We start from the raw sequence: 26,790 nt of genomic DNA, 5'->3' as shown, positions 1-26,790 counted from the left end.
GCCAAAAAGGAGCTGAAACTCTAATGCCAATCGAAGAAAAACTAGCTGAAATTAGCGAACTTAAAGCGAAGATGGCTGCTCTTCGGCCCTTATCAGTTGAACAGGGCAAAGAACTAAAGCAGCGTGTCCGCATCGAACATGTTTGGTCGTCTAACGCCATTGAAGGGAACACATTGACCCTTCATGAGGTCGTCTCAATCTTAAATACAGGGATGATCGTTCATGGCGTTCCCGTTAAAGATGTCCTCGAAACGTTAGATTTGAACGAAGCTTACGAATACATGATGGAACTAGCTAGTCAACAGACGCCGTTAAGTTCTACCTTGATTCGAACCCTAAATCGCATCGTGACCCTGCAAACGACTAACGACAAAGCGAACGCCGGCGTCTATCGAATTTTAGCGGCGTGGCCGTTTGGCAGTGAAGACAAACCCTATGTCGCGCCATTTGATATTGCACCGCAAATGGACCAGTTACTTGATTGGGCGCACACGGAGCAGAAGACCCTACATCCTGTCCAGTTCGCTGCTGATTTGCATCAAAAGTTCGTTTCAATTCACCCCTTTGCTGATGGTAACGGGCGAACGGCACGTTTGTTGATGAATATGGCGTTGACCCAAGCTGGTTACCCGGTCATCAACGTCCAGCCAGATAAGGAAGCGCGGACCATCTACATGGAAGATTTGGCCGTTTCTCGTGAAAGTGCCAATCTACAACCATTTGAAAGTTTAATCAGCGATTACGTGCGCAAAACGTTGGCACAGCGAATCAGTATTCTTGAACTTAATGAAAAAAATCAGGAAGACGCTAAAAATGATGTTGATCCGCGGTTCGAGAAATTTCTGCAGGATAAAGATAACGACTAACAGACGACAAGCCGATATTAGCGAAAAAAAAGATATGATGCACCTGGGGAAGTAACGCAAACCCAGGTGCATCATATCTTTTTTGACAACTAGTATTGAGTCAATTATTTCACAAAGTAAGCACCCTTAAAGTTGGATTGCGTACCAACCGTATTGTACTGCACCCCGTTGAGTTTGGGGTTGACGAGGTAGGTGCTGGCCGGTTGAAAGAGGGGCGTGACCCCTTGAGACTTCATCAAGACGCCGTCCGCCTTGAGTAAGGTTTTCCAGCGCGTGCTGTTAAAGGCGGGCGCCGTGCTGGCCTGGGCAATCAATTGGTCGTAGGTAGTGTTCGACCATTTTCCCGTATTGGCCATGCTGGTGCTGGTAAAGAGCGCCAACATCGACAGGGGGTCGGCGTACTGCGCGTGCTGGGTCGTCAGCGTTAAATCGCTACTGGTTGGCTTCGGTAGTTCGTCGACGGACCACTCGCGGGGCACCAGCCGAATCGTGAGGCCCGGCAAGGCTGTGGTCAGTTGGTGTTGCAGGGTGTGGGCAATCTTGTAGCTGTAGGTGGCGTCCAGGTAACTCAGGGTCAGCGTGATGTGTTTGACGCCAGCGCGTTTCTTGGCCGTCTGCCAGAGCCTTTTCGCCAACGGTAAATTCAATTTCAGCGTTTGTTGTTGCGGTTGAGCGGCTGCGAAATCTGACGTGCCCCGTTGCCCGCGACTCAGCCCCGCTGGCACGATACCCTGGGCGGGAAGCGAGGTGCTGCCATACGACGCGGTGCCTAGCTTCTGCCGGTCAATGGCGTGGGAAATAGCTAAACGGGCGATTCGTTGGCGAAGTAACTGATTGACCGTGGATTTAGGACCGGCCTGACGATAGTTTAACAACACCATTTTTGAGTACGGTCGCGCAGTGTAGGCGGCCTGTTTTTCAAACGATTTAATGTTGGCCTTGCCCAGCAAGCGGACCTCATCGAGCGTGCCCTTGCGGTAATCCGTCCACATCTTGGCGTTGCTATGATAAACGTCCACGTTGATCCGTTGCAGGTAGACGTGCTCGCGGTCCCAGTAGTGCGGGTTGGGAATCATGTGCCAGTGTTTGGCGGTGTTGCCCTTGCTGGCGACCATGAACGGCCCGGCATAGACTTGGTACAGCGGTTTGGTTGCATACTTTTTGCCATATTTTAGGGCGATGCGCTCATTTTGTGGGCCAAACAGGGGAAACGTCAGTCGTTGTGGGAGTTCGGCCATGGGGTGATCCAGGTGGACGACTAATTTGAAACGACTCGGTGCGCTCACGCCCAACTTGCTGGCGGGCAGCTTGCCATCGAGAATCTGGCGCGCGTTTTGCATCCCGACAAACAGGTCGGCGTTCGGTGCCTTAGTCGTTGGGGACAGCGCCCGTTGCCAGGAATAAACGAAGTCGTGGGCCGTGATGAGGTCGCCGTTGCTCCAGTGGGAGTCACGCCAGAGGGTAAAGGTATAGGTCTTCTTATTGTTGGTCACCTTGACCTTTTTGGCCAGGGCCAGTTCACTTTGGCCCTCACCGGTCGTTGAATAGAGGCCCTCAATGGTGTTGTTGAGCCGCCCAAATTGGGTGAGCTTGTCGGTATCCAGCGTCGTCAAGGGCTGTGAGGTGGCCAGGGTAACGACCTGTTTGCGGGTCATGACGCCCTTGCTGTCACTGGTCGTGTGCGTTTCCTTGGCCATCTGGCAGCCGGCTAAGCTGGTACACAGGATTAATATTAGAAAGAATCGCCAACGTTTCACGTTTACCACTCCGTTATGTATAGTCTTGGGTTAAACTTCGCCTCCGGGCTGGTGAAAACTGGGCCGGAACGCGGTGCTGGTCGTTCCCGGCGGCGCGCTCAAGGTGCCCTGCTGTGGGGCCGGTTCCAGCCTGAGAAGCGGGCTTCCACCTCAACTTTGAGCCTGAGGGGCGGTCTCAAAGGTTGTCCCATGGGCTAAGCTGAGTGAGAAACCTCAGCTAAGACCATCGACACAGCCGGGCACCTTGGCGCGCCTCTGGTCACTGACACTGACCACGTGGCCCATTTTCACCAGCCCTGCGGCTGACACGGGTTCAATCCGTTCAGCTTTGTGTGTTTGTTTTCTGTGGGGGGTACTGGTTCAATTTGTTTTAGATAGTTACTGCTGAGTCAGAGCCGGTGGACTGTCACAGCCGGGCACCTTGGCGCGCCTCTGGTCACTGACACTGAGCTCATGGACCCAGTTTTCACCACCCCTGTGGCTGACACGGGTTTAATCCATTCAGTTTTTTGTGTTTGATGCCTTAATGTTTACGGATTGTTTAATTGGATTAGCTGTAGGCAATTGAAATTGGTTTGACTCTCGATGTAACTAAGCAGTCAAGTCTTAGACGATTACCTATCGAGAGTCAACGATCATTGGTCCACTCGGCAGTAAACCTTGTCGGTGTTTCTACCTATGTTGTCATTCCTCACTGATGATAGGGGAGTCGTGGGGGGACGTCAAGCTTTACTTGTTCTGGGTGGGCGAATTCGCTAAAATAGGAAAAAGGTTTCGTAAATTAGAACGGAAGAAGGGGTCAGCTGATGGAAAAATGGTCGGCAGCCACCATCCGGGAATTTCGCCGGACGTTGTTGGCTTGGTATGATCAAGAGGGGCGGAATCTGCCATGGCGGCGGGATCACGAGCCCTATCACGTTTGGGTCAGCGAGATTATGCTGCAACAGACGCAGGTCAATACGGTGATTCCGTATTACGAGAATTTTATGGCGACCTTTCCCACGGTTACGGCGTTGGCTAATGCCGAGCAGGCGGACCTCTTGAAGGCCTGGCAGGGACTTGGCTACTATTCGCGAGCGCGGAATCTACAACGCGCGGCACAACAGTTGGTGACTGACTATCACGGGGAATGGCCACGAACGGCGGCTGGTTTGGCTGATTTAGTCGGCATCGGCCCCTACACGGCCGGCGCCATTGCCAGCATTGCGTTTGGCGAGGCGGTTCCAGCGGTCGATGGTAATGCCTTTCGCGTTTTTTCGCGGCTGTTACTGATTGACGATGATATTGCCAAGCCCCAGACACGGAAAATTTTTGAGCAGGTGATTCAGCCCATCGTCGACCCAGAGCGGCCGGGCGCCTTTAACCAAGCCATCATGGACCTGGGTTCCAGCTACATGACGGCGAAAAATTCTGATCCGGCTCATTCACCGGTCCGCGAGTTTGACGCCTCCTACCGGGAAGACCGGGTAGACGAGTTTCCAGTGAAGACCAAGGCGCCGCGGCCAAAATTGATGCCCTATTATGGCCTGATCGTCCATTCACCCGCGGGATACCTGATGGTTCAGCGGGATGCCAACCAAATGTTGACGGGGTACTGGACGTTTCCGTTGGTGATTCAGGCAGGGCTTCGCGAGGCCGTGCCGGTGGATACCCCCACGTTAGAGACGGACATCGCGGCACTGGAACAACAATTTTCCACTGACTATCAGCTCCCCATCAGCCTCACAACAGTTAGTGGGCAGCCCGTCAGTCACACCTACACCCACCAACGCTGGCAGGTTAAGCTACTGGTCGCAGAACTGGCGACGACCCCCGCACTGACCTTTTACCCTGGTAAATGGGTGCCAGCAGCCGAGATTCGGGCGTTGCCATTGCCCAAGGTGCAGGAAAAAATCATGACGCGCTACCAAAACCAGGGCCATCCGCAGGCATTTCCCAAGAATTAGTTTCCGTTCAGGCAAAATTGCAGTATCATCGAGTTAATTAGAAAAAGACTGTCGTTTTGGGGAATAACCTACGAAGGAGTGACTGGGCATGCAAACGATTTTTGATATATTGAAGCATATTTCGGTAAATCACCAGGAAGTAGAAAGCAACCAGGTTGTCATCACCGATAAAGTTGGCAAGCCAAATGGCTTATTGACCGATTTGTTGCATGACTTGATCAATAACGCCTTACTGTTTGTCACGTTGGCGGACTTAGAATCAGCCGATGAGTTAATTGAACACTTACGAACACACACGCCGTTACCCGTGGACGTGCTAAGTGAATACGGTAAAATCTTAACGGAAACGTGTGAAGGATTGAATTTTGCGCCCCAGAAGGGCCAGATTGAAATCATCGTCCAACGTTAGGAGGCTGACCGATGGCGGAAACGGATTTAATTGAAACGATGCCCGGTGCCAATACGGCGGCCCCACTTTTGCTCTTGCAGGGGACTGGCGGGACGAACCAGGAAATGTTGACGTTTGGCCGGCGACTGGCCCCACAGAGCCCACTGATCACGATTGCGGGTCGGCAGGGGATTGGCGCCCAACGGCAATATTATTCGCAAACGGCGGCGGGACCCGTGAACCCGGCACAAATCGATGAAGAGGCCAACTGGCTGGGCGAGCAGGTCCTGCAGGTCTGCCAGGAGCACCGCTGGGACGCAGAACGGCTGGTGGTGGTCGGTTATTCAAATGGTGCGGCCATGGCTGCCTACGGGGTCCTAACGGGGCAAATTCCGGGGCAGGCGGCATTGCTCTTCCATCCGTTGCAGTTACCAGTGGCGTTGCCAGTCCAGCGACCTGGTTATCGGGCTTGGTTGTCGGCGGGGGAACATGATCCGCTGGTAACGGTCGCCACAGTAAAAAAAGTTTTAAAAAGTTTTGACGAGATTCAGGCGGAAACGACGATGGAAATAACGGGCGGAACTCACCAGCTGACGCCGCATGAGGTGCTTGCGGCACAAACATGGTTAACAGTGAATGCTTTATAGGGGTCGCTAAAAAGTTTGCCGATTTCGACACTTTGCATTTGCTATTATCGGGAATACCTGTTATTCTATGACTAATGTATTTATGGTTCGGAAGTAAAGGCTCGACGTTCTTATAAGAATGGCTCCTTTTTACCCCAGCTTTCAAATGCAAATATTATTGCGCTATGCGCATGGAGGTTTCATTCTTATGGAACAAGGTACTGTTAAATGGTTCAACGCTGATAAAGGTTACGGCTTCATCACTTTGGAAAACGGCTCAGACGTTTTCGTTCACTTCTCCGCTATCAACAGCGAAGGCTTCAAGACTCTTGAAGAAGGCCAACACGTATCCCTTGATGTAGAACAAGGCGACCGTGGCCCACAAGCTGCTAACGTTACGGTAGTTGACTAATTTACATTAGCCTAAATCGTGCTTAGTAAAAAACCACTGACTTCGGTTAGTGGTTTTTTTGCGTCCAATTTTAAAATTTACGCAATGGTTATCACCTGACAAGCGAATTACTTGTATTGTTTGCCAACTCAGTTTACGATAAGGGTAAATCTATTAGGCGGTGAGTTGTGTGAGTGAAGAAAAAGTTTTCAACCAAGCAGAATTAGCGAAGTTTAATGGTCAAGATGGCCAACCAGCTTACGTGGCAATTGCGGGCGTTGTGTATGACGTCAGCGGCGTCGAAGCCTGGGCTGGTGGCAAGCACCACGGTAACTTAGCCGGCCAAGAACTGACCAGTGTGATCGATGGCAAGTCGCCCCACGGCCGGAAGGTTCTGAAGAACTTACCCGTTGTTGGCAAGTACGAAGACTAAATCATTTAAACGAAACATTTATGGATACGAAAAAGGTTGGGACCTGGTCCCAACCTTTTTGATAACCCATTTAATTGTGATGTCGCAAGAGAGATTCGAACCCTCGACCTACGGTTTAGAAGACCGTTGCTCTATCCAGCTGAGCTATTGCGACAAAATCCCAATAACTCCTTAATTATAGAGAAGCAACGTAGCCGTGTCAATCACTGTTCTGCGCCGTTAGTTGACAGAGACCGGTCGTTCCAGTAAAGTTAGGCTAAATCACAGAAGGAGGGTTTCCCTTGGGTGTCGTTCATATCGTTGCCGAGGCTATTGTCTTTTTCGCTGCTATTTTACTTATCTATTATTTCTTCCAAATTACACAAGCGCTCGGCGACCGCAAGAAAAATATTCGTTACTTAATTATCTCTGCCGTGGTCCTGTTCATTGCTTACCCAGTGTCTAATTTATCCGGGAAAAAGACGGTCAATCCGTCAACCCAGATTTCAGATCAGGTTCGCAAGGTTCAGAAGAAACACAAAGAGAAAAAGGAATCAGAGAAAAAAGAGTCCGAACAGAAATCGTCAAGCAGCGCAAAGAGTCAGTCAGAAAGTAAGTAAATTGCTAAAATTATCAAGAAATTGTAACGACTGGTCCCCACGACTTGCAATCTTCCTGTAACATTAGGATAATATATTTGTAACCTAATGTTGACGGGGGGAATTGTGATGCATGCAGTAGCTATTATTATCATGATCATTTTGATTGCCGGGGTTAGCCAGTTGTATCTGAATAACCGGAATGCTTTCCGTAAGAAGAGCAAACATCTGGCAACTCGTGACAAATTCCATGACGATTCAAATCGTCGGTTAAGTTAATTTTTGGGTAACGTCTAGTGTTTCAGCTAGGCGTTTTTCTTTTGGTCGAAAATGAGTGCGGTCGATTTTCGTTCCCGGCGGTGAGCTCAAGGCAGCCTGCTGTGGGGAACGGTTGGCGGTCTTTCGCCTCGCCTTGAAACCTCGCTGAGGTGCGCGAGTTTCCAAGGTCGTCCCGTGGTCTAGGTCGGGAAGTAACCCCGACCAACACCACCGACACAGCTGGCTGCCTTGGCTCACCTCTGGTCACTGACAGTCATCACACATTTTCGACGTTCTTTTTTGGGGATGACGAGTTTTCGTTCCCGGCGGCGGATTCAAGTTGTCCTGCTGTGGGGAACGCCTCCAGCCTGAGGGACGGTCTTTCGCCTCGCTTTGGAAACTTGATCCGCCTCTGGTCACTGATACTAGCCACGCATTTTCGACGTTCCTGGGGGTATTCGGCGGGTAATTGTGGTATTCCTGTCATGCATTGGATCAGCTTTTGACTTCTGCTTACCCTGGATATAGAAATACGCATCAGAAAAAGCCGCCACGCAGAAAACACTCAGCGTGACGGCTTCATATTAAGTTAAACCGCAATCTTTTAGTACATTTGAATGTCGCCACCGTCGACCATCAGCGTTTGGCCGGTCATGTAGGCGCTGGCGCTGCTGGCGAGGAAGAGGGCGACAGAGCCGATATCTTGTTCAGGGTCACCCAAGCGGTGCAGCGGAATGCTGTTGACCAAGTGGTCGTATTGTTCTGGCGCAGCCTGATGCCACTGCTTGACGCCTTCAGTTTCGGCGATGGGGGAAATGATATTCAGGCGAATGCCGTCGGGGGCCCATTCATGGGCGACGACACGCGTCAATCCCCGGATGGCTTCCTTAGCCGCAGCGTAGGCCGCCTGCGTTTGTTGACCGCGGATGCCGGCACCGGAGGCAAAATTGATGACGCAACCCTGCGTGGCCTTCAATGACTCATGAGCCAATTGCATCAAATGCCGGGTTGGGTTGAAGCTGGTATTGAAGGACAACGCAAAGTCATCATCGGTCAGCTGGTCAAACGGCTTTTGCCGAGAAGCATGGGCGTTGTTGATCAAGACGTCCAACTTGCCAAATTTTGCGATGGCCGTTTCAATGATCTTCTGGTCGTTCTCGTATGTAGAAATATCCACGTTAAGCGTCTCAATCGTGCCGAATGCGGCTAATTTTTCCGCAGCGGCTTGAAGATGTTCGTCGTTCACGTCGACGATTAAAACCTGAGCGCCCGCCTTAACAAAAGCCGTTGCCATGCCGAGGCCGATACCGCCCGCACCACCGGTGATGATGACGCTCTTACCTTGTACGTCCCACTGAATTGCCATATGTGTGTTCCTCCTTGAATTAAGTTAATCATTAGATCAGCGAGCAATTATACAGGAGTTTATTATTTTTGTAAACGGTTTCATAAAAATGGCCAAACAAACCGGGCGTTGGTTTCAGTCGTTTCACTATTTTGTGATACAGTAGTTCTAGAGAAAATAGAAAAGGAGCTGAGGCCATGACGACCCTTGTGTTAGTCTCCCATCCTCACCTAGCGGATTCGACCAGCCAACAATTTTTGAAGGCGAGTCTGCCGGCGAATGAAGACATTATTTGGGAGCATATTGAAAGCCAACCAACCTTAGACGTGGCAAAGGAACAGGACCAATTGCGCCACGCCGACCGCATCATTTTACAATTTCCCTTGTATTGGTACGCGGCCCCCGCGGGACTCAAGCAGTGGGAGGATACCGTGTTGACCCGGACGTTCGTGTATGGTGACCACCGCTATCCCTTGGCCGACAAGGAATTGGGCATCGTGGTGACCACGGGGATGCCGGGCAAGGCCTTTCAACGGGGCGGCGCCGAGCAAATCACGTTGGACGCGGCCTTGGCCCCCTTAGCGGCTGTTGCCGAACGGGCGAAAATGACCTGGCTACCCATCTTCGCCATTCACCAGTTTGCCTACCTTGAGGAACCCGAAAAACTCCAATTGGTCGTGGACTACCAGCGCTATCTGACGCAGGAGCAGCCTGATAGTTTGGGCGACCGTCAGGCTTGGTTTGCCCAACGCCTACCTGAAATGATCAAGCAATTGCCACCGGAACAACAGGCGACGGGGCGGTTGATTGAAGCCGAATTTTCCCAACAAAAAGATGATATCGATGCCTTGGCGGATACCTTGTCGCTGATTAAGGAGCAGGAAGATGACTGAACATGCACAATGGCTCCAACTTCAAATTGATAAATTAGCGGAACAGCAGGGGAAGTTCACCGACCGGGCGTTTTGGTTGGCGTTAGCCGAATTGGTGCGCGAGCAGGAACGGCGAAGTGACCAGTTGTGTGGCGAGGTAGACGGCCGCACCTGGCGCCCAGACCGGTGGTAGGTGGTGTTTCTTGCTGCGCCTGCGGTGGTTCAGACACTTCAGGCTGTGGGGACCGCTTCCAGCCAAAGGGCGGTCTTCCAGCTTGCCTTTAAGCCTTGAAGGGCGCAAGTCTCAAAGGTCATCCCGTGCTGTAGGCTGAGAAAGAACCCCAGCCAACACCACCGACACAGCCTTCGCATCTGACCACCTCCGGATCCGCGGTAACAGCCACCTAGCACCGGTGTGGCTTGGATTAGCAGAGGTGTTGGGACGATTGTTGCGCTTGCGGCTGGTGGGGTGGCAGCGCCTGAGGGGACCGATACAAGCCTGAGAAGCGGTCTTGTATCTTGCCTTTGAGCCTTGAAGGGCGCAAGTCTCAAAGCTCATCCCGTGCTGTAGGCTGAGAAAGAACCTCAGCTAACACCACCGACACAGGCCTCGCCACCCCACCAGCCTCCAGCTCCACTGACATTGGCTAAACCAATACCGGTGTTTGGGTTTTGAACTTAACATTGTCGTATTGTATAGGTTTATATAAGAAAAATACCAAGCAAAGCGGATACATTTGTGACAGCCGCACATTTGGCCGGCGACTAATGTTTAGCTCCACGACTGTGAAAATGTTATGGTCGTTGTGAGTGACCAGAGGCGGATCAAGACGGGCAGCTGTGTCGGTGGTCTTAACTGAGTGCTTTTCTCAGTTTAGAGCACGGGACGACCTTGGAAATTCGCGGTCTTTGCGAGGTTTCAAGGCGAGGCACCAGACCGCTCCTCAGGCTGGCGCCGGTCCCCACAGCAGAGCGTCTTGAATCCGCCGCCGGGAACGGACTGGACCACGAGTCATTTTCACTGTTGCCGGAGTAAACAAAAAGCCCAGCCGAAATGGGCTGGGCTTGGAACCAATTAGTATTCGCGTTGCTGGGCAGCCCAGTGGTTGATGGGGCCGAACTTGTGGCCCACCTCAATCGGACTCCCAATGGCGGTGTTCACGAACTGCTTGGCAATGGCAATGGCGGTCTTCATCGGCGTGCCCTTGGCCAATTCGGCCGTGATGCAGGCGGACAGTGAATCACCGGTGCCGTTGACCCGGTCCGTTTCGTGGTAAGGTTCGCTGAGCCAGAAGCTTTCGCCGGACTCGAGGAGCACGTAGTCCCGAACGGCTTGCTGGTTGGTGTCGGCGTGACTACCCTTGGCGACTACGTTTTTGGCACCCATGGCCTGCATCTTCTGGGCGGCAGCAATCATGTCGGCGTCGCTGTTAATGGTCATCTCAGCAATTTTTTGAACTTCGTAAAAGTTTGGTGTCAGGACGGTTGCCAGCGGAATTAATTTTGTCCGCAGGGTGTTAAAGGCACTTTCCTCTAACAACTGGTTACCGTGCTTCGTCATGATGACGGGATCGACCACTAAGGGGCCAAAGTCGGCGGCCTGATAATTCTTGACCACATCTTCGATCAGTTCGGAATCGGCGAGCATCCCTGTCTTGGCGGCACGAATGTGGTAGTCGTCAGCTAGGTCAGCGAACTCTTGATCAATAAAATCTGTTGGCATCGGCACGCTCGCGTGGATACCGTAAGAATTCCCCGCCACACAGGCGGTGATGACGGACGCACCATAAACGTTGCGGGCGAAGAAGGTGTGCAGATCAGCCTGCATGCCGGCGCTACCGTCGCTGTCGGAGCCGGCGATAGTTAGAGCTTGGGGATAAGAATTTAGCATAATGTAATCAGACCTCCGTTTTCATAAATTGATTAGATTTAGGATAGCATAGAATGCAGAAAAATTGCTACTAAACACCACAGATAGTTTAGCAACAAGCAAAAGGGGGATGGGGCACATGACTTTCGGGGCGCGACTGGTTTTAGAATGGAGTTTCATCGGAGCGGTAGCGAGTTGGGTGGCCATTGCCGGGGCCTTTGACCAGCTTTATTTGCTAATTCCCAACGAACCACTGACTTTAACGCTCGGATTGGGACTAACTGTGATAAGCTTGTATGGGTTGGTTCACTCGGCACGACGGGGGCCACGATGGGCACTGATACCGGCGACGGTGGCAATTATTGCCGTTATTGCGGGCATCGTCACGGACGGTTCCTTGTTAGCGTTGGGCTTGACCATTCCGGGATTTTATTAAGTGAAATTTAGGAGGCAGGTTAACGCGCATGTTAATTCAACAAGGGCACATCGAAAACGCAAAGCAGCCACAAGATATTCGCATCGAGGACGGGAAGTTTATCGCCATCGCTGACCATTTAGAACCAAAAGATAATGAACAGGTGATTGATGCCAAGGGTAAATTGGTATTGCCACCATTCGTTGATCCACACGTCCATTTGGACAGTACGATGACGGCGGGGGACCCCGAATGGAACCAATCCGGGACTCTCTTCGATGGGATTCGGATCTGGTCAGAACGCAAGAAGACGTTGAGCATTGAAGACGTCAAGACCCGTTCTCGCCAGGCTTTGGAACGGCAAGCTGCCAACGGGATTCAGTTCGTACGTTCCCACGTGGACGTCACCGACCCTAGCCTGACCGCTTTGAAGGCCCTGATTGAAGTGCGCGACGAGGTCAAAGACTTCATCGAACTCCAATTGGTTGCCTTCCCCCAAGAAGGGATTCTCTCGTTCCCTCATGGTAAGGAATTGATGGAACAGTCCGCCAAATTGGGTGTCGACGTGATTGGGGCCATTCCTCATTTCGAATTCACCCGTGAATACAGTGTCGAATCCCTACATTTTGCCGTTGAATTAGCGCAAAAATACGGCAAGTTAGTCGACGCCCACTGTGACGAAATCGACGACCCCGCTTCCCGTGGGTTGGAAACGTTGGCGACCTTAGCCCTCGAAACCGGCTTGGGTGACCAAGTAACGGCCAGCCACACCACGGCCATGGGGTCTTACAACAACGCTTATGCTTACAAATTAATGCGGCTCTTACAAATGTCACACATCAACATGATTTCTAACCCATTGATCAACACCCACTTGGGCGGTCGGTTTGACACGTATCCGAAGCGTCGGGGCTTAACCCGGGTTAAGGAATTGAACGAAGCCGGCGTCAACGTGGCCTTCGGTGAAGATGACATCAAGGATCCTTGGTATCCAATGGGCGATGGTAACATGCTGGATTCCCTGCACATGGGGATTCACGTCACCCAAATGATGGGTTACGACGACATCATGAATTCTTACCAATTCGTGACGACCCATGGGGCTAAGGCCATGCACGTGACCGACCACTATGGCATTGAAGTTGGCAAGCCAGCTAACTTGGTTGTGATGAACAATGATAACTTCTATAACGCTTTGAACCAGCGGTCGGAAGTGCTTTACTCGATCCACCACGGCAAGATCATCGTCAAGACCGACCCTAAGCAAGTTCACTTAGATCTCTAAACACAGTGCCTCCGGGCTGGTGAAAATGGGCCGTGACGCTGTGGGCGCACGTCTGGAGCCGAAAGGCGGTCTCCAGACTTACTTTGAGCCTCACAGACCGAGTCTCAAAGATATCAGTTGCCTAAGCGGGGAACCCGCTAAGGCAACTCCCACGGCTGAGCCCATTTTCACCAGCCCTGCGGCTCATACTGGTTTAGTTCGTGGACTTGCGGGGGCTGGTCCTCGCGGTGTGCTTGTCTGTCATTGGCAAGTTGGACTACCTGCAGGACCGTCAACGTCGCAGTTTAATTAACCTAACAAATACAACAAGACCCGTTCACCTTAGCCATCGTGGTTGGGTGAACGGGTCTTTTAATTTTGGGCAAACAAAAACGCCATCACTAGCAATTGCTGGGGATGACGGTTTGATTGCCATGCGCGCTTATTTTTTGACGTGCTTGGTCTTTTTGACGGTTACGGTCGCTGGTTTCGGCGCCGCAACGGGCTTTTTCTTTTCGTGGTGTTGGGTTCTGAGTTGTTCCTTCAGAACCTCAATTTCAGCAGTGTGTTCGGTCTTCCATTCCTGATAGGAACTGGTCGAGTCGGTGTCGCCAGGCTTTAAGCCGGTGTTTAACCAGAAGCAGGCTTCAGACAGGCTGGGGAAGTTGTGAATCCACAGGGTCTGACCGTTGTCGGAGTCGAACGCCACGTAGGAGCGGAAATGCTTCTTCAAAAATGTGTGGCGCCGAATCTTAAAGGCTTCCCGCTTACGGGTTAACCGATAGTCTGGTAAGATGTATTGACCGGAGACTGCTAGTTGCGGAAAACGTTCATCGCGCTGTTCACGCTGGTCCTTCAGCATGGCACGAGCTTGGTCGACGGTTATGATGGTCGCACGGATCGGATTCTTCATGAAAAACCCCCTCAAAATAGTAAAAACATCGTAAAAATGGTCGTTCTCCGGTCATTGTTTCACACCTTCTAGATTAGCATAATCTAAAAGTTATGAAAACAATTTACGCTCTAAATTCACGAGTTTTTCCGGATTATTAAGATTTACGCAAAAAAGTTTTAGGTGAGGGGTGGCTGATGGTGACGTGTCCATAAATTTGGTAATAGCAGATTTCAATAGCCATGGGGAAAAGTATGGTAAACTAGCTAAGAATTAGTTCGAAAGTGGGGATACATTTGGCACAAAAATACTATGCGGTCAGACGCGGCAAACAGCCGGGCATCTACCGCACGTGGCCGGAAACGCAGAAGCAAGTTAACGGGTTTTCTGGCGCACAGTACAAAAGTTTTACCACCGAGGCTGAGGCCAAGGCCTTTATGCAGGGCAGTGCAGTGAAAACGCCCGCCCATCGCTCAGCCAAAACGCGTCGAACAGCCACGCCTAAATCGGCTTCAGCGCCCGTGTCAGCCACAATCACGGTCTATACCGATGGTGGCTCGCGAAACACCGGGAACGTCGCTGGCGGGCACGTGAAGGACGCTGACAAGGCGGCCTGGGCCTACCGCATCGAATTACCCGATGCCATCGAGACCGGTTCCGCCGGTGAATTTGGCGCGACCAACAACCGAATGGAAATCATGGCCTTTCGTAACGCTCTGCAGAAGCTAGTCGACTTGGGTCAGACGACCGAAAGCATCCTATTTGTGCTGGATTCCCAGTACGTTTTGAATGCCGTCAACAAGGGCTGGCTCGCCGGGTGGAAACGCCGCGGCTGGAAGCGCAGTGCTGGACCACTGGTCAATGCAGAACTCTGGCAAGACGTGGATCGCCTGTTGCCGCAATTTAGCAATCTCAACTATCGTTGGACCAAGGGCCATGCGACTAACCAGGGTAACGTGTTCGTCGATCATTTATTAAACGAAACGATGGATGGCATGCGCCGTGATGCCGAGCAACAACCGGTCACGCACCGGCATGAAGTCGTGACCAAGACACAACCCGTGACGAAGACCCAATCGGTAGTGGCCAAGCCAACACCGGCAGCCAAGCCAACGTCAGCGAAGTCCAGTGCAACCACACAGTCTCATCAGACAACGGCGCAATCAGTGGCGGACATTGCCGAAAGTTTGCGGAACCTACCGTTTGGAGATAATTAAGGGTATAATGAGACCTAGAAAGTTTGTGCGGGTTATCTAATTGGGGGAACTAGGACCCGAGAATTCAGGGACTAGCCTGGATTTACCAAAAATTTAGTATTGAATGGGGTACCGATGATGCAAGCAAAATTAATTCCATACTTGGAGTTTGAAAATGCCAAAGACGCCATTGCGTATTATCAGAGTGTATTCGGCGCAACCAATGCCTACCGGGTCAGTCCAACGGTGGCAGAAGCAGAACGGTTCGGCCTAGATCCAGCGGTCGACCTGGAAAAAATGACGATGCGCGGTGGCTTTCAAATCATGGGGTTAGATATTCAATGTGCCGATGCGTTAATGGGGCAACCAACATCGTCCACATTGATTTCACTAATGTTAGCGGTCAACGAGGATGATAGCGCCAGCGTGAAGGCGTTGGATGCGCTGTATCAGCGATTGGTGAAGTCTGATGTTAAGGTCATCAGTCCGTTTGCCAAGCAATCGTTGGGCGGTAAGATGGGGCAGATTGTGGATGCTTACGGGATTACTTGGATTCTCAGCGAACAAGACATGCCCGTCTCTTCCGCGCCTACTGACACTGCGGAATAACGCGTACTGGGCTGATTAAACGTGTCGTTGTCAGCGCCTTCGGGCTGGTGAAAATGGGCTGTGGCGCTGTGGGCGCACGTCTGGAGCCTGAGAAGCGGTCTCCAGACTTACTTTGAGCCGAAAGTCACGTCTCAAAGATAGCAGTTACCTAAGCGGGGAACCCGCTAAGGTAACTCCCACGGTTGAGCCCATTTTCACCAGCCCTGCGGCTGACACTGGTTTAGCCCGCTACGCGTTAGTTCCTAGGTGTGGCCTGCCGTGTGACGACAGTCTTTACTTGAAATTTTATATGTATTTTTAGTCGTCTGTCAGTTAACACTGGCGGGCGACTTTTTGTAAGTCTTGGCTCGCCTCTGGTCACTTCCACGATCGGCCCAGTTTTCCCACCCCTGCGGCTGACACTGGTTTAGCCCGTTACGCGTTAGTTCCTAGGTGTGGGTTGCCGTGTGACGACAGTCTTTACTTGAAATTTTATATGTATTTTTGGTCGTCTGTCAGTTAACGCTGGTGGGCGACTTTTTGGTTACAGCAAATTTGTTGAGGATAGATGACTTGACGTTACGGGATGAAATAAGTCAGAAAAATTTTCTACTACTTGTAGAGAATTGAGGCGCCAATAATAGCCGAACCCACCACACGCTGCTTCGACGGTCTCACGCCAAGTCAACATCAGCGCACAATCTGTGGAGTCGGAGGCTGGCAGGGACCATCTCCTGTGTCGGTGGCATTGGCTGAGGGTTCTTCTCAGCCTAGGGCACGGGACGTCTGGGGGACTCGGGGGTTGCGAGGCTCCCAGTGAGGGGCAAGACCGCTCTTTGGCTTGCCCCGTGCCCCAGAGGAGTACTGGTCCCTGCCAGCCGCAGGCGGAACGCTTCTGCACTGCTTTTGACCTTGACCCTCATGCCTCGAACCCAAACACCAAAAGAAGCAGAGTGTTATCATGGAAATAGAGGAGTGATTTGAATTATGGCAACTGAACGCGAAAAAATGACGGCGGGACAACCCTATGACCAATTTGATAAGGAACTGATCGACCGGCGGGTGCTGGCCCGCAAGACCTTGCAGGCGGCGAACCAACTACCAGACAATCAGCAGCGCAATGCCGCTTACAAGCAACTGATCAGCGACACCGGGGATGACTTCTTTGTCGAAGCCAGCTTTACGTTTGACTACGGCTGGAACATTCACATCGGTGACCACTTCTACGGCAACTACGACATGACCTTCCTGGACACTTGTCCAATCACGATTGGTCGCAACTGTTATTTTGGCCCCAACATTGGTCTCTACACGCCGGTTCACCCGTTGAACGCGATGGCGCGGACCCACGATGTTGAAATGGGTGCGCCGATTACCATTGGTGATAACGCCTGGCTCGGTGGCCGGGTCACGATTCTGCCCGGCGTGACGTTGGGCAACAACGTGGTCGTGGGGGCTGGTTCCGTGGTCACCAAATCCTTCGGGGATAACGTGGTGATTGCCGGCAATCCTGCCCGCGTCATCAAGGAAATCGACAACAGTGAAACTGGTAACGCCAAGGCTTTGCAAGAATGGCCCGATAAGTTGCAAAAGTAGTCGCATTTTCAGGAATCTAGAAATTCTAATCAAATTCTTAGATTCCTAACATGACGTGGCATGTAACCGGTTTATTTGCCGCAGGAAAAACTTATCGTCCAGCAAGATTTTACTAATTAATTCGACCGCGTATAATAGACTTTGGATATCGCTTTAAGAAGATTTTCGAAAGCAATTTGTATTCAACGGTAGCGCGCTGTACAGGTAGCTCGGATAACGACCCTGGAACCGCGCTTTTTTCGTACAATCTAATTGAGGCACCATCCGCTGGGAGCTTGGCTCGCAGGAAACAAATGAGGAGGATTATTTATTTTAGCGCGTAAAAATATTGATAAGTTAGTATTCGTACCAACCATCGTTTTATTTATTCTCGCGTCATTGCTATTTATTTTAGGTGGTGGCCAGTTACAGGCTACCCTTAGCTCAATCTTGAATTGGATTGATACTCGCATGTCATGGGCTTATATGATGGTGTACGTGGTCAACTTTTTATTTTTTATGTATTTGGCATTTGGTAAGTTTGGTAAGGTGAAATTAGGTGACCCTGAAGACAAGCCCCACTACAGCAACTTCCAGTGGGGGAGCATGGTCTTCGCAACGGCGATTGATGCCAGTATCTTGATGTTGTCCATCGTTGATCCCCTGCGCTACCTGCAGCACCCGGCGTTTGGCTTCAAGCCATTCTCGAGCAACGCCTACAGCGCAGCGCACATGATGGGGCAATTCAACTGGGGGCCAATGGCGTGGATGATGTTCGCGCCGGCCACGATTGCGATTGCTTACGTGCTGTACGTGAAGCACGGTAAGGTCCAACGGGTCAGTGCCGCTATCACCAGTTTGCAAGGAGACAGTAAGGGCAAGATTGTGGCTCGCCACATCGTTGACTTCCTGGTCGTCTTTGGAATCATGGGTGGGATTGGGTCATCCGTCGGGATGGAAATTCCGATTATTTCCAAAGTTCTGAGCCGGCTTACAGGTGTTCAAGACAACTTGATGCTAAAAATTGAGCTCTTCATTATCCTGTTTATTTTATTTGCCGTCACGGTATTCCACGGGTTAAATGGTGGGATCAACCGGTTAAGTTCCGCCCACATCTGGACGGCACTGGGTCTCTTAGCCATTATTTTAATTATCGGACCAACGGTTTACATTTTAAATTCTGAAACCAACAGTATTGGGTTGATGGCGCAAAAGTTTATCGCGATGTCGACCAACACGTTACCTAATGGTGGGGACGCCACTGCTCAGCAGGAAACTATTTTCTACTGGGGCTGGTGGTTGTCTTACATGCCCGTCATGGGGCTGTTCATTGCCCGGATCTCTAAGGGCCGGACGATTCGTCAGGTCTTAGTCGGCATGTTAACGTACGGGGCCTTGGGGTGCATGAGTTTCTACGCCATCTTTGGTGGGTACTCCCTGTGGCTTCAACAGACCGGGGCCGTTAACTTGGTCCACATCTTAAACACGCAGGGTCAAGCCGCCGTGGTTGCCACGGTGATTGCGACGTTGCCATTTAAGATGATCATTCTGGCATTGTACTGTATTTCCTGTTTTATCTTCCTGGCCACGACGATTTCGTCGTCCGCCTTCATCGTGTCATCCTTCACGAGTTTACACTTGGATGACGGGCAGGAACCTAGTCGCTGGAACCGGATGATTTGGGTGGTTGTCTTCATCATCTTCTCCTTCGGAATTGTGATGGTCGGGGGCTTCAAGACCGTGCAAACCGTGTCAACGATTGCCGGTTTCCCACTGATGTTCGTCTGCATCCTGCTGCTGCATTCCATTTGGCATATGCTGGCAGCTAAGCCTAAGGTCGCTCCTGTGGTGGTGCCACAACCCGTTGTTGTTCGGCGGATTACGGTTGAATTACCACGCGCCGTCCGCGGCCCAATGATCTTATCACCAGACCACGCTAACTAGCTTTTTCATTGCCTCCGGGCTGGTGTAAATGGGCCTGGTCGCGTCCGTTCCCGGCGGCGCGCTCAAGGTGCCCTGCTGTGGGGCCGGTTCCAGCCGAAGGGCGGGCTTTCACCTCAACTTTGAGCCAAAGAGCGGTCTCAAAGGTTGTCCCATGCTCTAAATAGAGAAAATCGCTCTATTAAGACCATCGACACAGCTGGTCACCTTGGCGCGCCTCTGGTCACTTCCACGACCGGTCCAGTTTTCCCAGCCCTGCGGCTGACACTAGTTTGGGTCGCTGGTCGGTGAGTGATTATTGGTCGGGTGGACTGAGTTAAAATTAATTGAATTTGTATCATGAGGCTGGGACTTAGTGTCCTGGCCTTTTATGGTCTTTAGACGGTCCAACGATAGAACCTGTGAGGACCAGTTTCAGTAACATCACCACACTAATCTGATATTAAATGAAAAGATTAAGTCCCAGTTTCATTGTCAGATATGATACAATGGGGGCCGAATCATTCATTGGAGGGAATTAACTGATTATGGCAGATGAAAGTAATGATCCGCTGTTTTTCCGACGCATTTTGATTACAATCGATGAGGATGATCGTCCATCGACTAGTCGGGCGTTTCGGTTTGCGATGACCATGGCGAAGGACTACGGTGCTCACCTGGGAATTGCTTCCGTTCTGGAAAGTAATGACATTAGTATTTATGAATCTTTGATGCCGGATAAGCTGAACGAAAAGCGTGAACACTTGCGCCGGGTTGTTCAGGATTACGCCAAGAAGGCCACAGCGTTTGGTGTCGAAGAAGTTCGCGCCATCATCGCTGAAGGCGGCGATGTGGACGACGTAATCTTGCAAAAAATCGTGCCGGACTTCCAGCCAGACCTAATCGTCTCCGGTGCCGACGTGGACTTTGCTAGTCACGGTAAGCCCGGTGCCATTGGGTTGCGGTTGACGAAGAAGGCCGACGTGTCGGTGATTGTCATTCGTTAATTGTGTTGAATATGAGATTATTTTGAGGTTAAGTGGCTGATTAGCACTTAGCCTCTTTTTTGTTAATAGTGTCGCTGAATACGTCAGTGATGTTTAAAATCTTTCGTTGGTCGTTTCCGAACCCTATGATAAGGCGCATTTAGAAAGGATACGAATATGAAAAGTTTAGATGAACAAGCCGAAATGGCTGAAAAGATCATGGCGAAGTATCAGCATAATACCGCCGAACTGCATGAAAAGGCGACTTCTAAGGAGCTGCGTACAGTGATGATGTACATTGCCAATGAGGCCAACCATAAACAACGAGTGGTTGCGGGATTAGATAGACCTTAGGCTAGATTGGCTCAGGTTTAAGCGTATTAATATAGAGGCACAGGCCGTGTCATAACAGATGACGGTCTATGCCTCTATTTGTTTTTTTATCAGAAAAGTTTTCCTGGTTTGGACAATCGAAAGCCGTGATTGGTCGCTAAGATTTTAGACACGAAGGTGTATAATTGACCTATCTTATTGGCTAATTAGGGGGAACTAGCATGGCGAAAATTCAAGGATTTCTTTTCGACCTCCACGGCGTGATTGCCGATTCTTGGCAGTATCATTTGGCGTCCTGGCAGGCCATTGCGGCCGAACTGGACATTCCGTGGACGACCAACTTGGCCGAGGTGTTGCCCGGCATGAGTCGCCTGGGTTCCCTGCAAACGATTCTGGCTTCGGCCAACCGGCAAGGCGCGTTCACACCGGCGGAAATGCAGACGATTACGGATCACGAAAACGACCTGTACCGACAGTACGTGGCGGCCATGACGCCGGCCAATCGGTTACCCGGGGTCACGGCGTTTCTCAACGAACTCGTCGCGGCCGGGTACCCACTGGCCTTGGCCTCAGCCTCGACCAACGCGCCAGCCGAAATCGAACGGCTCCAGTTGACACATATCTTTAAACACATCGTCCCGGCAGGCAGTCTCAAGGCCAGCAAGCCGGCCCCCGATGTGTATTTGGCAGCGGCCCGGTTGCTAGATTTACCGGCCACAGCCTGCGTCGCGTTCGAAGACACCGTGACTGGGGTGCAGTCGGCCAAGCGGGCGGGATGTTTGACGGTGGCAATCAACGCCGATCCGTTACCCGGAGCCGATGCCCAGTTGCCCAGTACGGCGGCGCTTAGTCTGCCAGCCGTGCTGCAGGCACTCGGTCAGCCAGACGCTTAAGCACGAAGGCCTTGAGAATGACGGCCTGGTTGTGCGTTTCGTCCTTGGCGCCGTATAGGAAAATGACGTCCTGCGTGGCCAGTTGGGTGGCAACGAGGTCTAAAAAGTCAGGCAACGCGGCGTTGGCTGTTAGTTCTGCGAGGTATTTTTCCTGAAAAGCCGGGAACTTTTCTGGTTCGTGGTTGAACCATTTGCGTAGCTCGGTCGATGGCCCCATGTCCTTTTCCCAGGATGCGAGTTGGGCGTTGACCTTTGAAATGCCGCGGGGCCAGAGTCGATCGACCAGCATCCGATAGCCGGCTAAGTCAGCGGGTTTGGTGTAAATTCGTTCCAATTTAATTGCCATATTTGACCATCTCCATGCGTCAATTCTACCATAGCGAAAGGGAAGCGAGAAAAGTCATGACAGATTCGTTAGGCGACTTCTATACGGGGCGGCCCACGGCCCAGATTGCCCAAGAGTTACTGGGCCATGAATTAATTTATCAAACGCCGGCGGGCACCATGAGCGGCTGGATCGTTGAAGCCGAGGCCTATCTCGGGGAACAGGACACGGCTGCACACGCGTTTAATGGCCGCTACACGGCGGCTAACGCGGCGTTGTATGATGCGCCGGGGACTATTTATATTTACATTCTGCGGGGCTACTACATGCTGGACGTGGCGACTCAGGCGGCCGGCACGCCGCAAGGAATCCTGATTCGGGGCATTGAACCTCACCGGGGCCTGGACCTGATGCAACAACACCGCGACAAGCCAATCCCGGATGTGACCAATGGTCCGGGCAAGCTGACGGCGGCATTGGGCCTGCAGTCCAAGGACCTGAACCGTACGATGTTGGGTGCCAACAATTTAACCATTACCCCGACGATAACCCGCCAGCCGCGCAACGTGACCGCTACGTCACGGGTCGGCGTCAGCGATGGAAGCTGGCACGACCGGCCCCTGCGCTACATTGTGGCGGGCAATCCCTTTGTTTCCGGCAGTCGCAAACGGGATTGGGACCGCGAAAATCATGGCTGGCAGAGCTAGGCGTTAGGGCCATTTGTTGTTATAATAGGTCCATAACGTTTTAAGGGATGGCACAAGTAATGAATATTGATATATTTATCGAAACGCGTAAACGGCTCCACCTTTCCCAGGACCAGCTGGCGCAGGGTATCTGTACCCAGGCCACGCTCAGTAAGTTCGAACGCAACGGCAAGGTGCCGTCACTCAAGATTTTGCTCCAACTCTGTGACCGGCTCGAGCTGACGTTAAATGACCTCTTCCCGCTCAACCACGATGAAGACTCTGTCCGTTCCCAAGCGTTGGAACAGGCGGAATTCCAGTTGTTGGTCGGGGAATACGATGCTGCCCAGGAGAGCCTGGCCAAGTTGGGCGATCCGGCCAGCGGCACCCTGAACTTTCAAATGCGCTTTTACTTTATCCGCGGTTACGTGACGGCCCTCAACGGCGGGAGTATCGCGGACGCACTGTATGATTTCTCACAAATTTTAAACCGCTTTGACGAGGGCCACCACTCGATGTACTCGCTGTTGGCGTACACCGGAATGGGCGTGGCCTACGATCAGGATGGCGACACGACACGCGCCGAATTCTACTTTAACAAGGTGGCCAGTGAGATTCACAACCTGACCTTTAAAAACAATCACAACATTTGGCGGTCCCTGAATATCATTTACTACACGGGCCAGTTTTACGGCCAAACGGGGGACCTTAAGGCCAGCGATGAGTTGTTAAATTACGGCGTTCAGGTCTGCGCCCGGTATCACGTGACCTACTACCTGGCTCGCATCCTGTACCAACGCGCCATCAATGCGCGGGCCCAGGACGGGGATGTGGCGGCCATCAAGCAGGACTTGCAAGATGCCGCGGCCTTTGCCCGGTTGAACAGCAACGAGAAACTGTTGAAGCTGATTGCGAAATTTGATATCTAGGTGATTTTTACCGCAAACGCTTAGGCAGTAAAACAAATAAGGTATTCCCATTATTTCAACGCTAATGGGAATACCTTATTTTTGTGATCATTTTAGCGGTAGGGCTTCGTGCCCAAATGGACCGCCGCCGCGCCTAGATTGAACTGGTGGTAGTGGACCCGTTGGAGGCCAGCTGTACGAAACATGGTGGCCAATTCCGTCACCGTGACGAATTTGTGTGTCGAGCGCTGCAGGTAGTTGTAGGCCTGATAATGATGGGCAAAACGGCCCATCAAGGGAACCACGTGGCCAAAGTACAGCTGCCAGCCGGCATGAATCACCGGATTAGTGGGTTGCGACGTTTCCAGGCAAACGACTTGGCCGCCGGGCTTGACGACGCGCGCCATTTCCCGGAGAACCTGGTTGGCGTCCGGCACATTGCGCAGGCCAAAGCCAATCGTGACCACGTTGAAGCTATTGTCCGGGTAGGGCAGGTGCATGGCATCGCCCTGACGCAGCGTGATGCGGTCGCTCAGGTGGGCCGCGCGGACCTTGCGGCTGGCTTCTTGCAGCATGACGTCGCTAAAGTCTAAGCCCACAACCTGGCCGGCGGGACCCACGGCTTGCGCCAAGGACAGGGTCCAGTCGCCCGTGCCACAACAGAGGTCGAGCGCAAAGTCGCCGGGCCGCAGCGTCATGGCGTTCATCACCTGTTGTCGCCAAATGCGGTGGGTTCCCAGGCTGATCACGCTGTTCATTTGGTCGTACTGTGGGGCGATGCGGTTGAAAATGTCTTGCACCTGGTCTTCGGGTGTCTGATTGGTTAAAGCCATACAAGCCAACCTCCTAATTAATATTTGGGTTAAACGATTGTCTTTGTCAGCGCCTCCGGGCTGGTGAAAATGGGCCGTGACGCTGTGGGCGCACGTCTGGAGCCAAAGGGCGGTCTCCAGACTTACTTTGAGCCTCTGAGAATCGAGTCTCAAAGATAGCAGTTGCCTAAGCGGGGAACCCGCTAAGGCAACTCCCACGGCTGAGCCCATTTTCACCAGCCCTGCGGCTGACACTGGTTTGACCCGTGACGTGGATGATTATTTATACGGTTGGCCTTGATTTTCGCTTGGCTTGTGGCGGCTTATACGGCTACGTAAGCTAAGTAAAACATGCAAGGCCATCGACACAGCCGGGTACTTTGGCTCGCCTCTGGTCACTTCCACGACCGGCCCAGTTTTCCCAGCCCTGCGGCTGACACTGGTTTAGCCCGTGACGTGGATGATTATTTATACGGTTGGCCTTGATTTTCGCTTGGCTTGTAGCAGCTTATTTGGTCACGTGAGCTAAGCAAGTAGGCAAAATACCTTCCCAGTAATGTCAATCATTCTGTTCTTAATGAGCTTATCTTTGTTCTACACATAGCAATGACCTTAGTGTAAAACAAAAGAGTGAGGAAACCAATCCTCACTCTCATTTTTTAGCTTAATCGATCAAGCCTAGCTGATTAGAGCCGGTACTTTTCGTCGATGGCGTCGTCTTGTGACGTTAAAATCTTAGGACCGTCGTCAGTGATGACCAGGGTGTGTTCGTATTGTGCGGACAGGGAGCCGTCAGCCGTGACGTAGTAGTCCCATGACTTGTCAGCCGTTTGGCGCGTGGCAATTTCCCAAGTCCCCAAGTTGATCATGGGTTCGATGGTGATGGTCATGCCGGCACGTAACCGCAGGCCCTTGCCAGCTTCCCCGTAGTTAGGGACGTTTGGTTGTTCGTGCATGGTTGGTTGAATCCCATGGCCGATCAATTCACGGACGTCGCCCATGTGTTCTTGGCCTTCCGTGTAGGCTTGGATGGCGTGACCAATGTCACCGATCCGGTTGCCGACAACGGCTTGGTCGATACCCAAGTAGAGGGACTTCTTGGTGACGTCCATCAGGTGTTGGGCTTCAGGACTGATCTTGCCGACAGCGTAAGTCCAGCAAGAATCACTTTCAAAGCCGTCCAGGTTGACGGTCATGTCAACGGCCACAATGTCGCCTTCCTTAAGCAACAATTCCTTGCGGGGGATGGCGTGGGCGACTTCATCGTTCACACTGACACAGGTGGCGTACTTGTAGCCCTCAAAGCCCTTTTCGGAAGGCTTGGCCCCATGTTCTTCAATGTACTTGTTGGCAAAACGTTCAATTTCCCAGCTAGAAATACCTGGCTTAATGATGTCCCGTAAGCCCTTGTGGACACCAGCTAAAACGGCACCGGATTCGGCCATTTTCTCAATTTCACGGTCTGATTTAATGGTTATCAACGTGTTACCTCCTAAAATTTGTATCTACTTCTAATGTACACCAATTTCGCCTTTTCAGCGAATTATGCGGTTAAAATCTTTTTGAAATTGGTTTGGTACGGGTTCACTTGTCGTTGTCAGCGCCTCCGGGCTGGTGAAAATGGGCCGTGACGCTGTGGGCGCACGTCTGGAGCCGAAAGACGGTCTCCAGACTTACTTTGAGCCTCATAGATCGAGTCTCAAAGATAGCAGTTGCCTAAGCGGGGAACCCGCTAAGGCAACTCCCACGGCTGAGCCCATTTTCACCAGCCCTGCGGCTGACATGACAGGTAATCTGTAGCATAGAGGTGTCAATCAGATTTTTACCGTGGTCGGTTGTGGTTGCCGATGTGATAACCGTGTGATGGACGCGTAGGGTGATGAGCTGGTGTAAAGGTTGTCCCATGGAACTAGGCTGGGAAAGAACCCCAGCCATGACAGCCGGGCACCTTGGCTCGTCTCTGGTCACTCCCACGACCGGCCCAGTTTTCACCAGCCCTGCGGCTAACATGACGGATAATCTGTAGCATAGAGTTGGCAATCAGATTTTTTTTACCGCGGTCGGTTGTGATTGTCAATGTGATAACTGTGTGATGGCTATAGATTGGGACCGGGAGTTTTGAGTTGCCGACGTTAACGGGTAGACAATGCTGCCTCACCACCAATCGAAGTGACAACGACCAAATCTTTTAGCGCATGCTAGGTCAGCGGACAATCTGTTGGAACCGGAGGCGGGCAGTCCCGGAGGCTGGTGTCGGTGGTGTTAGCTGAGTTCTTTTCAGCTTACAGCACGGGACGACCTTTGAGACACGGGGCTTTCGTGGCTTAAAGTCGAGCTGGAGGACCGTCCCTCAGGCCGGAAGCGGTCCCCACCAGACCGAACGGGGCTGACCCGCCGCAGGTGGAAACCGGGTTTCCGCAACCTTGCTTCGTACCTAAAAGAAACCAAAAGAAAAACTGGACGCGGGGCGTGTCCGGTTACGGCAACTAGGCCTTCAAGCTGGTGATCTTACCAGTGTTGACCTGTTCCAAAATGCGTTTGGCTTCGGTGATTCGGGCATCGCACAAGAAGTTCATGGCGTTGTCCTTTTCATCCTTAGCCCGGTTCATTTGTTCCGTTAGAAAATCAATTTCATCGGTTAAATATGCTACTAAGTCCATTATTTGC

General features: G+C 51.8%; 29 protein-coding genes and 1 tRNA gene. 21 read left to right on the top strand and 9 right to left on the bottom strand.

Features of this window, described 5'->3' with window-relative positions; all coding sequences use genetic code 11:
• Window positions 1-23 precede the first annotated feature (23 nt).
• Window positions 24-866 carry a Fic family protein gene (locus tag JUF22_RS03240; protein WP_203643238.1) on the top strand — a complete coding sequence of 281 codons (843 nt, stop codon included), beginning with the start codon at window positions 24-26 and terminating at the stop codon, window positions 864-866.
• Between the two features lie 104 nt (window positions 867-970).
• Here JUF22_RS03240 and JUF22_RS03235 read toward each other — a convergent pair whose 3' ends face one another.
• A complete protein-coding gene (locus tag JUF22_RS03235) occupies window positions 971-2,623 on the bottom strand; it encodes a peptide ABC transporter substrate-binding protein (RefSeq protein WP_236000697.1) in 1,653 nt (550 codons plus the stop codon).
• Window positions 2,624-3,429: 806 nt separating this feature from the next.
• Here JUF22_RS03235 and mutY point away from each other — a divergent pair.
• From mutY to JUF22_RS03210, 5 genes are all read left to right on the top strand, one after another.
• Window positions 3,430-4,569 (top strand): A/G-specific adenine glycosylase, encoded by a 1,140-nt coding sequence (mutY, locus tag JUF22_RS03230; RefSeq protein ID WP_203643236.1) that lies wholly within the window; start codon window positions 3,430-3,432, stop codon window positions 4,567-4,569.
• A gap of 88 nt (window positions 4,570-4,657) precedes the next feature.
• Window positions 4,658-4,978 carry a hypothetical protein gene (locus JUF22_RS03225; protein WP_203643233.1) on the top strand — a complete coding sequence of 107 codons (321 nt, stop codon included), beginning with the start codon at window positions 4,658-4,660 and terminating at the stop codon, window positions 4,976-4,978.
• Between the two features lie 11 nt (window positions 4,979-4,989).
• Complete coding sequence (locus JUF22_RS03220) at window positions 4,990-5,604, top strand: alpha/beta hydrolase (protein ID WP_203643231.1); 615 nt, start codon at window positions 4,990-4,992, stop codon at window positions 5,602-5,604.
• 187 nt (window positions 5,605-5,791) lie between these two features.
• A complete protein-coding gene (locus tag JUF22_RS03215; RefSeq protein WP_024746588.1) occupies window positions 5,792-5,995 on the top strand; it encodes a cold-shock protein in 204 nt (67 codons plus the stop codon).
• Between the two features lie 169 nt (window positions 5,996-6,164).
• Window positions 6,165-6,407 (top strand): cytochrome b5 domain-containing protein, encoded by a 243-nt coding sequence (locus tag JUF22_RS03210; RefSeq protein WP_125763463.1) that lies wholly within the window; start codon window positions 6,165-6,167, stop codon window positions 6,405-6,407.
• 80 nt (window positions 6,408-6,487) lie between these two features.
• On the opposite strand, the gene JUF22_RS03205 is transcribed toward JUF22_RS03210, so the two are convergent.
• Window positions 6,488-6,561: transfer RNA gene (locus JUF22_RS03205), tRNA-Arg, on the bottom strand.
• A gap of 127 nt (window positions 6,562-6,688) precedes the next feature.
• On the opposite strand from JUF22_RS03205, the gene JUF22_RS03200 reads away from it, so the two are divergent.
• Complete coding sequence (locus JUF22_RS03200; protein ID WP_203637852.1) at window positions 6,689-7,006, top strand: hypothetical protein; 318 nt, start codon at window positions 6,689-6,691, stop codon at window positions 7,004-7,006.
• 108 nt (window positions 7,007-7,114) lie between these two features.
• Window positions 7,115-7,264 (top strand): hypothetical protein, encoded by a 150-nt coding sequence (locus tag JUF22_RS03195; RefSeq protein WP_164511283.1) that lies wholly within the window; start codon window positions 7,115-7,117, stop codon window positions 7,262-7,264.
• Between the two features lie 583 nt (window positions 7,265-7,847).
• On the opposite strand, the gene JUF22_RS03190 is transcribed toward JUF22_RS03195, so the two are convergent.
• Entirely contained in the window at window positions 7,848-8,609 is a 762-nt protein-coding gene (locus JUF22_RS03190) for an SDR family NAD(P)-dependent oxidoreductase (RefSeq protein WP_203643228.1), read from the bottom strand.
• A gap of 176 nt (window positions 8,610-8,785) precedes the next feature.
• Between JUF22_RS03190 and JUF22_RS03185 the strand changes: the two genes are divergently transcribed.
• Together JUF22_RS03185 and JUF22_RS03180 are read left to right on the top strand one after the other, a co-directional pair.
• Window positions 8,786-9,481 (top strand): NAD(P)H-dependent oxidoreductase, encoded by a 696-nt coding sequence (locus tag JUF22_RS03185; RefSeq protein WP_203643225.1) that lies wholly within the window; start codon window positions 8,786-8,788, stop codon window positions 9,479-9,481.
• Window positions 9,474-9,653, top strand: a complete 180-nt coding sequence (locus tag JUF22_RS03180; RefSeq protein ID WP_203643222.1) for a hypothetical protein — start codon at window positions 9,474-9,476, stop codon at window positions 9,651-9,653. The genes JUF22_RS03185 and JUF22_RS03180 overlap by 8 nt, the downstream gene beginning before the upstream one ends.
• 882 nt (window positions 9,654-10,535) lie before the next feature.
• Here JUF22_RS03180 and thiD read toward each other — a convergent pair.
• Window positions 10,536-11,351, bottom strand: a complete 816-nt coding sequence (thiD, locus tag JUF22_RS03175) for a bifunctional hydroxymethylpyrimidine kinase/phosphomethylpyrimidine kinase (RefSeq protein ID WP_203643219.1) — start codon at window positions 11,349-11,351, stop codon at window positions 10,536-10,538.
• A gap of 118 nt (window positions 11,352-11,469) precedes the next feature.
• Between thiD and JUF22_RS03170 the strand changes: the two genes are divergently transcribed.
• Complete coding sequence (locus JUF22_RS03170; protein WP_203643217.1) at window positions 11,470-11,766, top strand: hypothetical protein; 297 nt, start codon at window positions 11,470-11,472, stop codon at window positions 11,764-11,766.
• A gap of 28 nt (window positions 11,767-11,794) precedes the next feature.
• The gene (codA, locus tag JUF22_RS03165; RefSeq protein ID WP_203643215.1) at window positions 11,795-13,030 is read left to right on the top strand and encodes a cytosine deaminase; all 1,236 of its coding nucleotides are present in this window, start codon (window positions 11,795-11,797) and stop codon (window positions 13,028-13,030) included.
• 421 nt (window positions 13,031-13,451) lie between these two features.
• Here the strand turns inward: codA and JUF22_RS03160 are convergent, their stop codons facing one another.
• The gene (locus tag JUF22_RS03160; protein ID WP_203637844.1) at window positions 13,452-13,922 is read right to left on the bottom strand and encodes a hypothetical protein; all 471 of its coding nucleotides are present in this window, start codon (window positions 13,920-13,922) and stop codon (window positions 13,452-13,454) included.
• Window positions 13,923-14,197: 275 nt separating this feature from the next.
• Here JUF22_RS03160 and JUF22_RS03155 point away from each other — a divergent pair, with 275 nt between their 5' ends.
• The 7 genes from JUF22_RS03155 (at window position 14,198) to JUF22_RS03125 (ending at window position 21,392) form a co-directional block, all read left to right on the top strand.
• Window positions 14,198-15,118, top strand: coding sequence for a ribonuclease H family protein (locus JUF22_RS03155; RefSeq protein ID WP_203643213.1), 921 nt, complete (start codon window positions 14,198-14,200; stop codon window positions 15,116-15,118).
• 117 nt (window positions 15,119-15,235) lie between these two features.
• The gene (locus JUF22_RS03150) at window positions 15,236-15,706 is read left to right on the top strand and encodes a VOC family protein (RefSeq protein ID WP_203643212.1); all 471 of its coding nucleotides are present in this window, start codon (window positions 15,236-15,238) and stop codon (window positions 15,704-15,706) included.
• Window positions 15,707-16,669: 963 nt separating this feature from the next.
• Window positions 16,670-17,281, top strand: coding sequence for a sugar O-acetyltransferase (locus tag JUF22_RS03145; protein WP_236000709.1), 612 nt, complete (start codon window positions 16,670-16,672; stop codon window positions 17,279-17,281).
• A 309-nt stretch (window positions 17,282-17,590) separates the two neighbouring features.
• Window positions 17,591-19,204 carry a BCCT family transporter gene (locus tag JUF22_RS03140; RefSeq protein WP_373300830.1) on the top strand — a complete coding sequence of 538 codons (1,614 nt, stop codon included), beginning with the start codon at window positions 17,591-17,593 and terminating at the stop codon, window positions 19,202-19,204.
• Window positions 19,205-19,728: 524 nt separating this feature from the next.
• The gene (locus JUF22_RS03135) at window positions 19,729-20,187 is read left to right on the top strand and encodes a universal stress protein (protein WP_203643208.1); all 459 of its coding nucleotides are present in this window, start codon (window positions 19,729-19,731) and stop codon (window positions 20,185-20,187) included.
• A 156-nt stretch (window positions 20,188-20,343) separates the two neighbouring features.
• Window positions 20,344-20,520 carry a hypothetical protein gene (locus tag JUF22_RS03130; protein WP_203643692.1) on the top strand — a complete coding sequence of 59 codons (177 nt, stop codon included), beginning with the start codon at window positions 20,344-20,346 and terminating at the stop codon, window positions 20,518-20,520.
• A 200-nt stretch (window positions 20,521-20,720) separates the two neighbouring features.
• Window positions 20,721-21,392, top strand: a complete 672-nt coding sequence (locus JUF22_RS03125) for an HAD-IA family hydrolase (RefSeq protein ID WP_203643206.1) — start codon at window positions 20,721-20,723, stop codon at window positions 21,390-21,392.
• Here JUF22_RS03125 and JUF22_RS03120 read toward each other — a convergent pair.
• Entirely contained in the window at window positions 21,346-21,738 is a 393-nt protein-coding gene (locus JUF22_RS03120) for a DUF488 domain-containing protein (protein WP_203643203.1), read from the bottom strand. The two genes, JUF22_RS03125 and JUF22_RS03120, sit on opposite strands and share 47 nt — an antisense overlap.
• Window positions 21,739-21,794: 56 nt before the next feature.
• On the opposite strand from JUF22_RS03120, the gene JUF22_RS03115 reads away from it, so the two are divergent.
• Window positions 21,795-22,424, top strand: coding sequence for a DNA-3-methyladenine glycosylase (locus JUF22_RS03115; RefSeq protein WP_203643201.1), 630 nt, complete (start codon window positions 21,795-21,797; stop codon window positions 22,422-22,424).
• A 59-nt stretch (window positions 22,425-22,483) separates the two neighbouring features.
• Window positions 22,484-23,332, top strand: coding sequence for a helix-turn-helix domain-containing protein (locus JUF22_RS03110; RefSeq protein WP_203637835.1), 849 nt, complete (start codon window positions 22,484-22,486; stop codon window positions 23,330-23,332).
• Window positions 23,333-23,424: 92 nt separating this feature from the next.
• Here JUF22_RS03110 and JUF22_RS03105 read toward each other — a convergent pair whose 3' ends face one another.
• From JUF22_RS03105 to JUF22_RS03095, 3 genes are all read right to left on the bottom strand, one after another.
• Window positions 23,425-24,144 carry a demethylmenaquinone methyltransferase gene (locus JUF22_RS03105; RefSeq protein WP_203643199.1) on the bottom strand — a complete coding sequence of 240 codons (720 nt, stop codon included), beginning with the start codon at window positions 24,142-24,144 and terminating at the stop codon, window positions 23,425-23,427.
• Between the two features lie 665 nt (window positions 24,145-24,809).
• Window positions 24,810-25,604, bottom strand: a complete 795-nt coding sequence (gene map, locus JUF22_RS03100) for a type I methionyl aminopeptidase (protein WP_125763427.1) — start codon at window positions 25,602-25,604, stop codon at window positions 24,810-24,812.
• Between the two features lie 1,005 nt (window positions 25,605-26,609).
• Window positions 26,610-26,783 carry a hypothetical protein gene (locus JUF22_RS03095; RefSeq protein WP_164511281.1) on the bottom strand — a complete coding sequence of 58 codons (174 nt, stop codon included), beginning with the start codon at window positions 26,781-26,783 and terminating at the stop codon, window positions 26,610-26,612.
• Window positions 26,784-26,790 lie beyond the last annotated feature (7 nt).

Origin of the sequence: Levilactobacillus lanxiensis, from assembly GCF_016861655.1 — a bacterium.
In the GTDB taxonomy this organism is placed as follows: Bacteria; Bacillota; Bacilli; order Lactobacillales; family Lactobacillaceae; genus Levilactobacillus; species Levilactobacillus lanxiensis.
The sequence above is the reverse complement of the archived record's forward strand: the minus strand, read 5'-3'. Positions and strand labels throughout refer to the sequence as shown.

Bases quoted from the DNA above. Each gene is read 5' to 3' on its own strand.
- JUF22_RS03240 (WP_203643238.1), top strand. From the start codon at position 24: ATGCCAATCGAAGAAAAACTAGCTGAAATTAGCGAACTTAAAGCGAAG.
- mutY (WP_203643236.1), top strand. From the start codon at position 3,430: ATGGAAAAATGGTCGGCAGCCACCATCCGGGAATTTCGCCGGACGTTG.
- JUF22_RS03225 (WP_203643233.1), top strand. From the start codon at position 4,658: ATGCAAACGATTTTTGATATATTGAAGCATATTTCGGTAAATCACCAG.
- JUF22_RS03220 (WP_203643231.1), top strand. From the start codon at position 4,990: ATGGCGGAAACGGATTTAATTGAAACGATGCCCGGTGCCAATACGGCG.
- JUF22_RS03215 (WP_024746588.1), top strand. From the start codon at position 5,792: ATGGAACAAGGTACTGTTAAATGGTTCAACGCTGATAAAGGTTACGGC.
- JUF22_RS03195 (WP_164511283.1), top strand. From the start codon at position 7,115: ATGCATGCAGTAGCTATTATTATCATGATCATTTTGATTGCCGGGGTT.
- JUF22_RS03190 (WP_203643228.1), bottom strand. From the start codon at position 8,609: ATGGCAATTCAGTGGGACGTACAAGGTAAGAGCGTCATCATCACCGGT.
- JUF22_RS03185 (WP_203643225.1), top strand. From the start codon at position 8,786: ATGACGACCCTTGTGTTAGTCTCCCATCCTCACCTAGCGGATTCGACC.
- JUF22_RS03180 (WP_203643222.1), top strand. From the start codon at position 9,474: ATGACTGAACATGCACAATGGCTCCAACTTCAAATTGATAAATTAGCG.
- thiD (WP_203643219.1), bottom strand. From the start codon at position 11,351: ATGCTAAATTCTTATCCCCAAGCTCTAACTATCGCCGGCTCCGACAGC.
- JUF22_RS03170 (WP_203643217.1), top strand. From the start codon at position 11,470: ATGACTTTCGGGGCGCGACTGGTTTTAGAATGGAGTTTCATCGGAGCG.
- codA (WP_203643215.1), top strand. From the start codon at position 11,795: ATGTTAATTCAACAAGGGCACATCGAAAACGCAAAGCAGCCACAAGAT.
- JUF22_RS03160 (WP_203637844.1), bottom strand. From the start codon at position 13,922: ATGAAGAATCCGATCCGTGCGACCATCATAACCGTCGACCAAGCTCGT.
- JUF22_RS03150 (WP_203643212.1), top strand. From the start codon at position 15,236: ATGCAAGCAAAATTAATTCCATACTTGGAGTTTGAAAATGCCAAAGAC.
- JUF22_RS03135 (WP_203643208.1), top strand. From the start codon at position 19,729: ATGGCAGATGAAAGTAATGATCCGCTGTTTTTCCGACGCATTTTGATT.
- JUF22_RS03130 (WP_203643692.1), top strand. From the start codon at position 20,344: ATGAAAAGTTTAGATGAACAAGCCGAAATGGCTGAAAAGATCATGGCG.
- JUF22_RS03125 (WP_203643206.1), top strand. From the start codon at position 20,721: ATGGCGAAAATTCAAGGATTTCTTTTCGACCTCCACGGCGTGATTGCC.
- JUF22_RS03120 (WP_203643203.1), bottom strand. From the start codon at position 21,738: ATGGCAATTAAATTGGAACGAATTTACACCAAACCCGCTGACTTAGCC.
- JUF22_RS03115 (WP_203643201.1), top strand. From the start codon at position 21,795: ATGACAGATTCGTTAGGCGACTTCTATACGGGGCGGCCCACGGCCCAG.
- JUF22_RS03110 (WP_203637835.1), top strand. From the start codon at position 22,484: ATGAATATTGATATATTTATCGAAACGCGTAAACGGCTCCACCTTTCC.
- JUF22_RS03105 (WP_203643199.1), bottom strand. From the start codon at position 24,144: ATGGCTTTAACCAATCAGACACCCGAAGACCAGGTGCAAGACATTTTC.
- JUF22_RS03095 (WP_164511281.1), bottom strand. From the start codon at position 26,783: ATGGACTTAGTAGCATATTTAACCGATGAAATTGATTTTCTAACGGAA.